10 protein-coding genes are annotated in these 12,566 nt (G+C 58.1%); 4 read left to right on the top strand and 6 right to left on the bottom strand.

What is annotated here, in order from left to right; all coding sequences use genetic code 11:
• Positions 1 to 158 precede the first annotated feature (158 nt).
• Both AWM69_RS14385 and AWM69_RS14390 read right to left on the bottom strand, forming a co-directional pair.
• Complete coding sequence (locus AWM69_RS14385) at positions 159 to 1,262, bottom strand: OpgC family protein (RefSeq protein ID WP_218727299.1); 1,104 nt, start codon at positions 1,260 to 1,262, stop codon at positions 159 to 161.
• A gap of 130 nt (positions 1,263 to 1,392) precedes the next feature.
• A complete protein-coding gene (locus tag AWM69_RS14390; protein WP_218727300.1) occupies positions 1,393 to 3,012 on the bottom strand; it encodes an FMN-binding glutamate synthase family protein in 1,620 nt (539 codons plus the stop codon).
• 368 nt (positions 3,013 to 3,380) lie between these two features.
• On the opposite strand from AWM69_RS14390, the gene AWM69_RS14395 reads away from it, so the two are divergent.
• The 3 genes from AWM69_RS14395 to AWM69_RS14405 are packed head-to-tail and all read left to right on the top strand — an operon-like array spanning position 3,381 to position 5,021.
• On the top strand, positions 3,381 to 3,824 hold the full coding sequence (locus AWM69_RS14395) for an NUDIX domain-containing protein (protein WP_218727302.1): 444 nt from the start codon (positions 3,381 to 3,383) through the stop codon (positions 3,822 to 3,824).
• Positions 3,825 to 3,848: 24 nt separating this feature from the next.
• Positions 3,849 to 4,487 (top strand): LysE family translocator, encoded by a 639-nt coding sequence (locus AWM69_RS14400; RefSeq protein ID WP_218727304.1) that lies wholly within the window; start codon positions 3,849 to 3,851, stop codon positions 4,485 to 4,487.
• Between the two features lie 12 nt (positions 4,488 to 4,499).
• On the top strand, positions 4,500 to 5,021 hold the full coding sequence (locus tag AWM69_RS14405; RefSeq protein ID WP_218727306.1) for a GNAT family N-acetyltransferase: 522 nt from the start codon (positions 4,500 to 4,502) through the stop codon (positions 5,019 to 5,021).
• Positions 5,022 to 5,152: 131 nt separating this feature from the next.
• On the opposite strand, the gene metR is transcribed toward AWM69_RS14405, so the two are convergent.
• A complete protein-coding gene (gene metR / locus AWM69_RS14410) occupies positions 5,153 to 6,070 on the bottom strand; it encodes a transcriptional regulator MetR (RefSeq protein WP_048378050.1) in 918 nt (305 codons plus the stop codon).
• Positions 6,071 to 6,177: 107 nt separating this feature from the next.
• On the opposite strand from metR, the gene metE reads away from it, so the two are divergent.
• On the top strand, positions 6,178 to 8,487 hold the full coding sequence (gene metE / locus AWM69_RS14415; protein WP_218727308.1) for a 5-methyltetrahydropteroyltriglutamate--homocysteine S-methyltransferase: 2,310 nt from the start codon (positions 6,178 to 6,180) through the stop codon (positions 8,485 to 8,487).
• A 392-nt stretch (positions 8,488 to 8,879) separates the two neighbouring features.
• On the opposite strand, the gene AWM69_RS14420 is transcribed toward metE, so the two are convergent.
• The 3 genes from AWM69_RS14420 to AWM69_RS14430 are packed head-to-tail and all read right to left on the bottom strand — an operon-like array spanning position 8,880 to position 12,453.
• Entirely contained in the window at positions 8,880 to 9,206 is a 327-nt protein-coding gene (locus tag AWM69_RS14420) for a GlpM family protein (protein ID WP_218727464.1), read from the bottom strand.
• 20 nt (positions 9,207 to 9,226) lie between these two features.
• Complete coding sequence (locus tag AWM69_RS14425; protein ID WP_131652298.1) at positions 9,227 to 10,552, bottom strand: sigma-54 dependent transcriptional regulator; 1,326 nt, start codon at positions 10,550 to 10,552, stop codon at positions 9,227 to 9,229.
• Positions 10,549 to 12,453, bottom strand: a complete 1,905-nt coding sequence (locus tag AWM69_RS14430) for an ATP-binding protein (protein WP_218727310.1) — start codon at positions 12,451 to 12,453, stop codon at positions 10,549 to 10,551. Before AWM69_RS14430 ends, AWM69_RS14425 begins: the two co-directional genes overlap by 4 nt.
• Between the last annotated feature and the right edge of the window lie 113 nt (positions 12,454 to 12,566).

Genomic DNA, 12,566 nt, shown 5'->3' on the forward strand with positions numbered 1-12,566 from the left:
ATGAAAGAGTCGATGCGAGCAGGGCGCCAGTTATAAGTTTTTTGAACGTTTTATATAGATAGTTAGTGCCGTTTTAGTGGGCTTTTCATATAGAAGTTGCGGTGTGTTGCCACATGCCCCAAAGGAACATATGGCAGCCTTGGCCGAGTCCGGTGTGCCTAGAGGGCTTTCCCCAGACGCTTGTTCCAGTCGAGCCACATTGCCAGTGCGGCCATGACTCCAACGCCTGTGAGTGCGCTGAACAGTTTGATGACCAGCGTGTCTCCCCCCAGTGCATTCAGCATGTCCGCCAAGGGCGCCAAAATCACCCCAAGGCAGAACACCTCCAGAGAGTAGCGACCCATGCGGCAGGACTGGCGGGCACACCAGGTATTGAGCCATTCACTGTGGGGTACACATTTGGCAACGACGTAAGCCAGTGCCAGAAAGTGCAGCAGGCGGACCGGCGACAGATTGGTTTTGCTGATGGGGTAAAGGTATTCACCCAGCCAAAGCGGCATCCATGCGTCGTGGACCTGTGGCCAGCGCCACGAGAGCGCAACCAGCCCGGTGATCAACAGGTAAAGCAGCGCGCCGATAAATACGGGCTGATGCGATAACGGTCGCGGTGACGTGATGTTGGGCTGTTGCCCATACATCGCCGCCGCACCGCCGAGCACAAACAGGAATTGCCAGGCCATCGGGTTGAAAAACCAGACGCCCCCTTCTTGCGCAGCGAGGTTCCAGCTCGGGGCCAGGCAATAGACAGCGAATGACGCCATGACCACGTAGCGCGCCTTGCGCAGCAGCATTGGCAGCACCAGCGGCAAGCCCAGCAACAGCAGGATATACAGGGGCAGGGGGTCCATCAGGTTAGGTTTGAAGCGCAGCAGCAGTTCGTCGGTCAGTGCCTGTTGCGGGTTGCTCAAGAAGTACTGCAAGCCCATTTCCTGCACCAGATCGCGGGTTTCGACATGGCTGTTGGCAAAGAACACGATGCCCATCAGCACCGCCAGCAAGAAGATATGCACTACATACAGCACCCAGGCGCGACGCAGGATTTTCACACTGGCAATGAGGTAACCGTCGCGGCGGGCAATTTTTCCGTAGGCCAGAACGGCGGCATAGCCGGCCAGAAATACAAAAATCTCCGCAGCATCGCTGAATCCGAAATTACGTACAGTCAACTCGGCCAACGGGTTATGCGGGATGTGGTCCCAAAAAATAAAGATCAGCGCCAGACCTCGGAAAAAGTCGATGCGTTGGTCGCGTCCGTTAAGCATGACGGCGAGTACTCGAACAAAGGTTTAATGAAGACCGGCAGCTGCAGCGGAGGTTGCGCGCCGCACATCGGCGGCGCGCAGGGTGAAGGTATTACGGGGCAATTGCAAAGGTCTGGTATTGCAGAATGTCTCAAGCCGCGACGATTTCATTCGCCTCAAAACTGTCTGCCCGCGCCATTTGCCACATACGCGAATAAAACTCACCGTTGACTTCGCCGGTCAGCAGCTCGCCTGGCTTGAGGAACACATGCAATTGCGAGAACAGTTTGATTTCGGTGGCCGACATTCTTCGCACCAGGTGCTTGGCCTTGAGTTGGGCCGGGTGTTCCAGGCCTGCTGCCGCGAGCATCTCGGCCAAGGCCTTGAGCGTATTGTTATGGAACTGGAACACACGCTGGGCTTTGTCCGGCACGACCAGGGCGCGTTGGCGCAATGGATCCTGGGTTGCCACGCCGGTCGGGCACTTGTTGGTATGACAGCTTTGCGACTGGATGCAGCCGATGGCGAACATGAAGCCCCGGGCCGAGTTGGCCCAGTCGGCGCCAATGGCCAGCACGCTGGCGATGTCGAAGGCACTGACAATCTTGCCGCTCGCCCCGAGCTTGATCTTGTCTCGCAGGTTCAGGCCGACCAGGGTGTTGTGGACAAATAGCAGGCCTTCGCGCATCGGTGCGCCAATGTGGTCGGTGAACTCGACAGGCGCGGCACCCGTGCCGCCTTCCTTGCCGTCGATCACGATAAAGTCCGGAAGGATACCGGTTTCCAGCATGGCCTTGGCAATGCCCATGAACTCCCAAGGGTGGCCCAGGCAAAACTTGAAGCCTACCGGTTTGCCGCCCGACAACTCCCGGAGTTGGGCAATAAACTGCATCAGCTCGATCGGTGTCGAAAATGCACTGTGGCGCGAGGGTGAAATACAGTCTTCACCCATCGGTATGCCGCGGGTTTCGGCGATTTCCGGGGTCACTTTGTGTTTGGGCAAAATACCGCCATGCCCGGGCTTTGCACCCTGACTCATTTTGATTTCGATCATCCGGACTTGCGGGGTACGGGCTTGCTCGGCAAACCGTTGCGGATCGAAACGGCCATCGGCGGTGCGGCAACCAAAGTAGCCGCTCCCCAGTTCCCAGGTCAGATCACCGCCGTTTTCGCGATGGTAGGCGCTGATGCTGCCTTCGCCCGTGTCATGGGCAAAGTTGCCGAGTTTTGCCCCCTGATTGAGGGCACGAATGGCATTTGCACTCAGTGAGCCAAAACTCATGGCCGAGATATTAAAGATCGATGCGCAATAAGGCTGGGTACACTGCGGGCCACCCACCACGACCCGAAAGCTGCTCGGGTCGGTCAGTGGTGCCGGGCGCATGGAGTGGCCGATAAACTCGAATCCGGGCTGGTACACGTCAATCAGGGTGCCAAACGGTTTGTCAGCGGTTTGGTTTTTGGCACGCGAATACACCAACGAACGCTGAGCACGTGAGAAGGGCAGTGCATCGCTGTCTGATTCCAGCAGGTACTGGCGGATCTCCGGGCGGATGGCTTCTACCAGGTAACGAATATTGCCCAGAATCGGGTAGTTGCGACGCACCGCGTGCGGGCCTTGCATCAGGTCGAAAATACCGAGCAGGCTCAGCGCCAGAGTCACGGCGGTAAAAGGCCATAGCCATTCGTGGTGCATGAATGGCAGGCTGGCAAGGGTGAACACCACACAAAAGGCAAAAAACGCATAACGGCTTAACAATGACAGGCTCATACGGTTTCCTGTTTCAGGCTTATCTGTTCCGTCAGGCTGTTGTGCCTGCGGGGATCGCGCACAGCGAGTGCGATAACTCGCAGTGGCCAGGAACCTCTCTTTGCACTGGAGGTTTTCCCGGAGGGAGGTGATTGCCACGCTTCAGGCAAGCGCCATCGTAAATCAGATTAACCATTGAACGGGATTTCGTTCGATGCAGCATCCCGACGAAAGTCGTGATAGAGCCCTTCATTGCTTGCCTGTCACCCGATCGGCGTGGCTGGGCGATTTCCATACAGAGGCTTCGACCTGAGACGTGATCTGTGTCTTTGCGACGTGGTCGGGGCGTGTGATGCTTTACGCTCTTTCTCTGCTGCTGGCCGACTCACGTGACTTCTTCAGACATCTGCACCGCCCCAACGCCTCGTATCATTCGTATTGCTGCTGCTGTTTTGATCGGCCCGGATGGCCGTACCTTGCTGGTGCGCAAGCGCGGGACCGAGGCGTTCATGCAGCCCGGCGGTAAAATCGAAGCCCACGAACAACCTGTCATGGCTCTGGTCCGGGAGCTTGAAGAAGAGCTGGCGCTGGTAATCGATCCTGCGAAGGCGACGTATCTGGGCCACTTCTCAGCGCCTGCGGTCAATGAGCCGGGATATGAGGTGCAGGCAGAGGTGTTTCTGCTGCATATCGATCAAGTCGTGGCTCCCGCTGCGGAAATTGAAGAAGTGCAATGGATCGATCCGAACGGTGATGGAGGTTTGCAACTGGCGCCTTTGACCCGCGAAGTGATCCTGCCGTTTTATCGTGATGTTGTGTTGACCGCTGTCTGATCCCTCACCTGACAAGGACTGCCCATGATGCCTGTTCATGAACTGCTGATTTTTGCTGCCGCCTGCCTGCTGATGGTTTTGACGCCGGGACCGAATATGATTTATCTGATTTCGCGCTCAATCTGCCAGGGCCGCAAAGCGGGAGTTACGTCCTTGATCGGGGTTGTGGGCGGCTTCTTTGTGCATATGTTCGCTGCTGCGGCCGGTTTGACCGCGGTATTTCTGGCTGTTCCGATGGCTTATGAGGTGCTGAAGTGGGCCGGGGCGTTGTACCTGTTGTGGATGGCCTGGCAAGCGCTGAAGCCAGGCGCTCGTTCGCCGTTTGAAGCGCAGGAGCTGGCGCCGGACTCCTCATCGAAACTGGTGCTGATGGGCTTTATGACCAGCGTGTTGAATCCCAAGGTCGCGGTGTTTTACCTGTCTGTATTTCCGCAATTCATCAATCCGGACTACGGCTCGATGTTTACCCAAAGTATCCTGTTGGGCCTGACCCAAATCAGCGTCAGTTTTACCGTAAACCTGCTGATCGCTCTGTTTGCCTCGGGCATCGCCGTGTGGTTTGTGCGTAACCCGCTCTGGCTGATGCTGCAGCGCTATGTCATGGGCTTCGTGCTGGGGGCTCTGGCGGTCAAACTGATGTTGGAACAACGTAGAACCGTATAACCTGGACCCGTAATGGCTATAGAACTGCTTGACCCCGCGCACGCCAGGGCCTATCGCCAGCTGATGCTGGAGGCCTATGCGCTGCATCCTGAAGCGTTTGTTTCAACCATCGCCCATCGTGAAAAGTTGCCGCTGAGCTGGTGGGAGGCGCAGCTGGAGGATGAGTTGAGTGCCATTTTTGGCGCTTTTATCGATGACCAATTGGCGGGCATCGTCGGTTTGGCCTTCGAGCCCTGGGACGAAGCCCAGCATAAGGCCACCTTGTTTGGTTTATATGTGCCGCAGGCCTTTCGCGGGCATGCGCTGGGCGAACACCTGATACAGGCGGTGGTGTCATTGGCGGAGGAAGAGCCCGAGATCAAGGTGATCGAGCTGACCGTCAGCGCCGGCAGTAAAGCCGCACTGGCGCTGTACCGGCGTTGCGGCTTTGAACAGTCTGGGCTCGAGGACTGCGCGATCCGGGTAGGAGAAGACTATTTCGACCGCGTCCATATGCGGCGATTGGTTGAGAGGGGCTTGCCTGCGGGATTCTGAGGAGGTCTGAAAGTCGGCGTTCTGCAGCCGTTGGCGAGTGACGAGGGCTGCGATCCGCTACGCAGCCCTCGTCCCTCAGAACCGTCTCCAAAAACTGCCTTGCTCCAATACTGAGCGGGCCTGCGAGACGTTTAACGCACCGCACTTACCCCATCCAGCGTCGAGAACGACGTATCTTTTGCCGTCAGCAAGAAGTCGCGCATGTACGGTGCGTCCAGCATGTCGGCCCGTACAGCGGCGTACAGGGTGGCGAACAGACCTTTTTCGCCGAGGCGCTTGGCTCTCACATAACCCCGTGAGCTGTATTCATGCAGTGCCCAGTGCGGCATCCCGCATACACCACGGCCGCTGGCCACGAGTTGCATCATCATCACCGTCAATTCTGAGGTTCTGACTTGTGCTGGTTCAATGTCGGCGGGCTCCAGGAAACGGGTGAAAATGTCGAGCCGATCGCGTTCTACCGGATAGGTGATGAGAATTTCGGTGCTCAGGTCTTCGGGCACGATAAACGGCTTGCTGGCCAGTGGATGCTGGTTGGCCACTGCCAGCATGGCTTCATAGGTAAACAGCGGTACATACGTCAGCCCGGCAATTTCTTGCGGGTCAGAAGTGACCACCAAGTCCAGATCGCCCCGGGCCAATGCCGGTAGCGGGGCGAAGGCGAAACCCGACGCCAGGTCCAGTTCGACTTCAGGCCAGGCATCGCGGAACTGGTCGATCGTCGGCATCAGCCATTGGAAACAGCTGTGGCATTCAATGGCCATGTGCAGACGCCCGGCCGTACCGCCAACCAAGCGTGCGATGTCGCGTTCGGCACCACGCAGCAGCGGTAACATGGCATCGGCCAGTTGCAACAGGCGCAAGCCGCCACTGGTGAAGCGTACGGGCTTGGTTTTGCGGACAAACAGCGGCATGCCCATGCGCTCTTCCAGCTCTTTGAACTGATGTGATAACGCTGATTGGGTCAGGTGAAGGCGTTCAGCGGCTTCGACCAGGCTGTCGGATTCGCGTAATGCGTGCAGGGTTTTGAGATGACGAATTTCCAGCACGGTGGCTCCATGAGTAAATTTGATGTTCAACACGAAAACGTTGAGTTTGTCTCATGTTGCTTCGGCTGTCGATAATTACGCCATTACTTACCCGAAGGAATGTCGTCATGGCCCTGGCCCACAATCTTGGTTTTCCACGTATCGGTGCTGATCGTGAACTGAAAAAAGCACTCGAAGCTTACTGGAAAGGTGATATCGACCAAGCCGCTCTGCAAAATGCAGGACGCGAACTGCGGGCCGCAAACTGGCAGATGCAAAAGGACGCCGGTATTGATTTGCTGCCGGTAGGTGACTTTGCCTGGTATGACCAGGTCCTGGCGCACTCACTCACATTCGGTGTGATCCCTGAACGCTTTGCCGGCACCCTTGACCCTCAGCGCCGTCCAACCCTGGACACCTTGTTCGGTATGGCCCGTGGCGCCAATCAGCGCTGCTGCGGCGCTGAGCACACTGCTCAACATGCCCAGGAGCTGACCAAATGGTTCGACACCAACTACCACTACCTTGTCCCGGAGTTCAGTGCCGACCAGCGTTTTGAGTTGAGCTGGTTCGAATTGTTCGAGGAAGTCGCTGAGGCCCGTGCGTTGGGTCATAACATCAAACCGGTGATCATCGGCCCGCTGACGTACCTGTGGCTGGGGAAGGCCAAGGGCAACGCGTTCGACAAACTTGAGCTGCTGGAAGATTTGCTGCCGGTGTACGGCGACATCCTGTCCCGATTGGCCGAACAGGGCGTGGAATGGGTACAGATCGACGAGCCGATTCTGTCGCTGGATTTGCCACAGGCCTGGAAAAACGCGTTCGAACGCGCCTATCACATCCTTCAGTATTCGCCGCTGAAGAAGTTGGTAGCCACGTACTTCAGCGGTCTGGAAGATAACCTCGGCCTGGCTGTTGGCCTGCCGGTGGAAGGCTTGCACGTTGATCTGGTGCGTGCCCCGGATCAGTTGCATGCAATTCTGGATCGACTGCCGACTTATAAAGTCCTGTCGCTGGGGCTGGTCAATGGTCGCAACGTATGGCGCTGCGATCTGGAAAACGCGCTGGCGCAATTGCAAGAAGCCGAGGAGCGTTTTGGCGATAACCTGTGGGTGGCCGGTTCGTGCTCGCTGCTGCACAGCCCGGTCGATCTGGAGCGTGAAGCCGGTCTGGATCCCGAGCTTAAAAGCTGGCTGGCTTTTGCCCGGCAAAAATGCAGTGAAATTGCAGTCTTGCGTGATGCGCTGAACATTCCGCAGGCGCCCGCGGTGCAACAGGCCCTGGCTGAAAGTCAGGCCGTGCATCAAAGCCGTGAGGGTTCGGCGCGGATCCACAAACCGGCAGTTCAAGCCCGAATTGATGCAATCACCGAAGCGGACAGCCAGCGCCACTCACCGTTTGCAGCACGTATCGAGGTTCAGCGTGAGCGTTTAAATCTGCCCGCATTCCCGACCACCACTATTGGTTCGTTCCCGCAAACTGCGTCCATTCGTCTGGCGCGTCAGTCCTGGAAGCAAGGCACGCTATCGGTCAATGACTACACCGCTGCCATGCACAGCGAAATCCGCCAGGCCGTGCAGATTCAGGAGCGTTTGGGGCTGGATGTGCTGGTGCATGGTGAAGCCGAGCGTAACGACATGGTGGAGTACTTTGCCGAGCAACTGGAGGGCTACGTATTTACCCAATACGGCTGGGTTCAGAGCTATGGTTCGCGCTGCGTAAAGCCGGCGATTATTTTTGGCGATGTGAGCCGTCCCAAAGCCATGACTGTTGAATGGATCAAGTATGCGCAGGGCCTGACCGACAAAGTGATGAAAGGCATGCTGACCGGCCCTGTGACCATGTTGATGTGGTCGTTCCCCCGCGAAGATATTTCGCGAAAGGTCCAGGCGCAGCAGTTGGCGCTGGCGATTCGCGATGAAGTGGTCGATCTGGAAAAAGCCGGGATCAAAATTGTCCAGATCGACGAAGCGGCTTTTCGTGAGGGCCTGCCTCTGCGTCGTGCGCAGTGGCAGGACTACCTGGACTGGGCTGTGGAAGCTTTCCGTTTGTGCGCTTCAGGTGTGGCTGATGAGACCCAGATTCATACTCACATGTGCTACAGCGAGTTCAATGATGTCATCCAGTCGATCGCCGAGATGGACGCGGACGTCATAACCATTGAAACCTCGCGTTCGGACATGGAACTGCTGGAGGCGTTTGAAGCGTTCGACTATCCGAACGATATCGGCCCGGGCGTGTATGACATCCACTCACCACGAGTACCGGACACGGCCGAGATGGTCAAACTGCTGAGCAAGGCGGCGCAGCGCATTTCATCCGAGCGCTTGTGGGTCAACCCGGACTGCGGCCTCAAAACCCGTGCCTGGGCCGAGACTGAAGCCGCGCTGATCAACATGGTCGCCGCCGCACGCCAGTTGAGGGCGCAAGCGGCGTAAGACGTACGTTGATCCTTCTGTAGCCGCTGACGATGGACGAGGCTGCGATCGGGCGCGAAGCGGCCGTCAACCCTGATCCCTCGATCCACCAGGTACACCGAAGAACCTGATTTTGCGACGGCTTCGCCGCCGAACGCAGCCTCGTTCCTCGTCAGCGGCTACATAGGTGACGTGGCTAGCCGAGGGCTGAGGAGGGCGCTTTTTATGCACTCACACACTGACCCGGAGATAGCGCGCGGTCTGTAGCCGCTGACGAGGCACGAGGCTGCGATCGGGCGCGAAGCGGCCGTCAACCCTGAGCCCTCGATCCACCAGGTACACCGAAGAACCTGGATTTGCGACGGCTTCGCCGCCGAACGCAGCCTCGTCAGCGGCTACATGGGTGCCAAGGCTCAGTGCAACCGCACCCATACGCTGACCAGGAGGGTGGCGGCTATCAGCCAGGCCACTGCAGCCAGGGCCAATGACAGCTCAAGGCGCATGCGATCGACCAGGACATAGAGCGCGGCCAGGTAGATGAAATAGGGAATGATCGACCACATGCCGAAAACGATGGTGGTTTTCAGGTCATCCAGCGAACGGCCCTTACCGACGATGTAATGCGCAATCAGGGCAAAGGTCGGGAACAGCGGCACCAGTCCGGCGATGTAATAGTTTTTGGTCTTTGCCAGCATCGCCAGAATGATCACGACGGCAGCGCCCAGAGTCGCTTTGAGAATCAGATCCACACATTCCTCGCTTAGTGAGCCAGACCGTACTTTTTGACTTTGTCGAACAGAGTGGTCTTGGCCATGCCCAGTTCTTGACTGGCCTGGGTCAGGTTGCCACCGCTGCGCTGCAAGGCATCATTGAGCAGATTACGCTCGAAAGCCTCAACCGCCTCCGAAAAGCCCAGGCCCTGAGCCGCGTTACTGCCCGGTTTTTTAAACGCCGGCAACCCCAGGGCGAAGCGTTCTGCCACGTTGCGCAGCTCACGCACGTTGCCAGGCCAGTCATGGCTCATCAGGTTCGACAGGGTCTGGTTGTCCAGTTCCGGCGCGGTGCGGTCAAAGCGCAGGGAGGATTGCTGGAGGAAGTACTCGAACAGCTGCAGGATGTCTTCGCGGCGTTCACGCAAGGGCGGTAGTTCAAGAGTGACCACATTCAGGCGGTAATACAGGTCGCTGCGGAACTGGCTGGCCTTGCTCAGTTGATCGAGGTCGGACTTGGTGGCTGCAATGACCCGGCAATCGATATCGATGCTCTGGTTGGAACCCAGCCGTTCGAGGGTGCGCTCTTGCAGCACTCGCAGCAATTTGATCTGCAGGTTGAGGGGCATGCTTTCGACTTCGTCGAGAAACAGCGTACCGCCATCGGCGTGTTCTATTTTGCCGATACGGCGTTTTCCGGCACCGGTGAAAGCATTGGCCTCGTGGCCGAATATCTCGCTTTCAAACAGGTTTTCCGGCAAGCCGCCACAGTTGAGTGCGACAAACTGCTGCGGCTGACGGCGGCTGAAATCATGCAGGCAGCGGGCGACCAGCTCTTTGCCGGTGCCGGTTTCGCCTTCAATCAGCACGTTGGCTGATGTGTCGGCCACATTGGCAATCAGTTCGCGCAACTGTTGCATGGCGGGCGAGCGGCCAATGATCCGGCCTTCCAGGGAGTCCCGCTCGGCCAATTGCCGGCGTAACGACCACACTTCGCGTGCGAGGCTGCGTTGCTCCAGGGCACGGCGGGCGACATCTACCAGGCGCTCGGGAGAGAACGGTTTTTCCATAAAATCATACGCGCCATCGCGCATGGCGCCCACGGCCATCGAAATATCGCCATGCCCGGTAATCAGTACCACCGGCAAGCTGCGGTCACGGGCCTTGAGTCGCTTGAGTAGCTCCAGCCCGTCGATTCCCGGCAAGCGAATATCGCTGATCACAATACCGGCAAAGTTGTCACCGACCAGCGCGAGTGCCTGTTCGGCACTGCTCACACCTTCGCTGTGAATGTCTTCCAGTGCCAGCGCCTGTTGGCATCCGAGCAGGACATGGGGGTCGTCTTCGACTATCAGGACGGTCAGCTCGTTGTTCATAACGGTTCAGCCTTAGCGGGTTGCACCAGCGGTAATAAGAGGACAAATGTAGCGCCACCGGCTGCCGGGAACTCGACGCTGAGGTTGCCGCCAGCGGCGGCGGCCAGGCTTGCCGAAAGGGTCAAGCCAAGTCCCAGGCCTTGTTCGCCGGGTTTGGTGGTGAAGAAGGGTTCAAACAAATGCTTGCGTGCCTCGGGGGCAATGCCGGGACCATTATCGCGCACGTGCAAACGGTATTTGTCTTCGCTGAGCTCGCCTTCGAGCCAGAGTCGGGGAGGGCTTGGCTGACCTTGCATGGCATCCAGTGCGTTGCCAATCAGATTGACCAGGATTTGTTCCAGGCGAGTCTGATCGATCTTGAGCGCGACATCCTGAACATCGCGCTGTAATTCAACCGAAGATTCTTCCAGGCGACCGGTGAGCAGCTGCAGGGCGGCGTCGACCGCTTTAACCAGACTGGCCTGGCCCTGATCATCACCGCGTCGGGCAAACGAGCGCAGGTTGGCGGTGATACGGCCCATGCGATCCACCAGGTTGTTGATGGTGCTGAGGTTCTGCGCCGCCACCTTCAGGTCTCCGCGTTCCAGAAAGCGCACCGTGTTGCCGGACAGCGTGCGTAGCGCGGCCAGTGGCTGATTCAGCTCGTGGGCAATGCTGGTCGACATCTGACCGATGGCCGCCAGCTTGCCAGCCTGTACCAGTTCATCCTGGGCGTGGCGCAGGGTGTCTTCGGCCAGGCGACGTTCGCGAATCTGGCCCTTCAGGCGCTCGTTGCTGGCGCGCAGATGGGTGGTGCGTTCGGCGATCTTGCGTTCCAGCTGGTTGTTGGCTTCTTGCAGCGCTTCACGTGCGGCAAGCCGGGTCGCAATGACTTTGCGTCGCTCATTCCAGGCAATCAGCAGAAACGCCAGCAAGCCGAATGCAACCGCCACCAGCATGCCCTGGTTGATCGCTTCGCGGCGCAGGTCTTGTAACGGTGTGAGCAGGGTGATGTCCCAAGGGGTGTCATTGAGGTTGCGGGTTTGCGCCAGATAGCTGACTTGCTGCTGGTCGGTAATGACTTCGCTGTTGACGGCAAACGTAACCTTTTCGACGCCTTCGGACAGGTGCTCGCGGTTCAGCGGCTCCAGCTCATTGAGCGGCCACCAGTAATATTGCAGGCTGCGGGCCAGTTGCTCTTTGGTTTCGGCGCTCAGCGGGCGTACGGCCTTGAGTCGCCGGGACGGATCACTGGAGAGAATGATGATGCCGTTTTCGTCGCTGACATAGGCTTCGAGGCGGGCACGCTGCCAGCGTTCTTCCAGTGCTTCGAGGCGTACTTTGATCACGGCGACACCAATGATCTTGCCTTGTTCTTCGAGGCCGTGGGCCAGGTAATAGCCCGGCTCGCCGGACGTGCTGCCAATGCCATAGAATCGTCCGGGCTGACCGCGGATGGCATCTTGAAAGTAAGCGCGGAACGACAGATCCTCGCCCAGATAACTGTCGGAATCGCGCCAGTTGCTGGTGGCTACTACGCGACCGGTGGTATCGAGCACATAGATCGCTCGGCTGCGGCTGCGTCGATTGAGGCCTTCGAGGTATTGATTGACGGTGACCCGGTTTGAAGCGTTCGGGTCTGCCAGTAAATGGGACACGCTGGATTCCAGCTCAAGCAGGCTGGGCAGGTACGTGTATTTGCTCAGTTCGCTTTCAACGGTACGCGCGTGCAGTTCCAGCTGGCGTTCGCCGTTTTCGCTGAGGCTGCGAATACTGAAGTGCTCGCTGATGCGATAGCCCGCGTAACCCAGGCCGATCGTCAACAGAATGATCAGCGGCGGCAGCAGAAAGTGACGAAGCAGACGAGGTTTCACGGCAAGTGAGGGCGGGGCACCGCGATAAAGAGTGGGGTCGCATTTCATCACAGATGCCTTGGGTCAACCACTGCGCGATAAGGATCTTGCGAACCCTGTAGTCACTGTCACGGGCTGCGACGGGCCGCGTAGCAGCCCTGCTTTCTTGAAAGCGGAGCCCC

It is taken from the genome of Pseudomonas sp. D1HM (genome assembly GCF_019266105.1).
Taxonomy (GTDB): Bacteria; Pseudomonadota; Gammaproteobacteria; order Pseudomonadales; family Pseudomonadaceae; genus Aquipseudomonas; species Aquipseudomonas taetrolens.

Coding starts and splice junctions, on each gene's coding strand:
- AWM69_RS14425 (WP_131652298.1), bottom strand. CDS start 10,552: ATGAACAACGAGCTGACCGTCCTGATAGTCGAAGACGACCCCCATGTC.
- AWM69_RS14390 (WP_218727300.1), bottom strand. CDS start 3,012: ATGAGCCTGTCATTGTTAAGCCGTTATGCGTTTTTTGCCTTTTGTGTG.
- AWM69_RS14385 (WP_218727299.1), bottom strand. CDS start 1,262: ATGCTTAACGGACGCGACCAACGCATCGACTTTTTCCGAGGTCTGGCG.
- AWM69_RS14405 (WP_218727306.1), top strand. CDS start 4,500: ATGGCTATAGAACTGCTTGACCCCGCGCACGCCAGGGCCTATCGCCAG.
- AWM69_RS14400 (WP_218727304.1), top strand. CDS start 3,849: ATGATGCCTGTTCATGAACTGCTGATTTTTGCTGCCGCCTGCCTGCTG.
- metE (WP_218727308.1), top strand. CDS start 6,178: ATGGCCCTGGCCCACAATCTTGGTTTTCCACGTATCGGTGCTGATCGT.
- AWM69_RS14430 (WP_218727310.1), bottom strand. CDS start 12,453: ATGAAATGCGACCCCACTCTTTATCGCGGTGCCCCGCCCTCACTTGCC.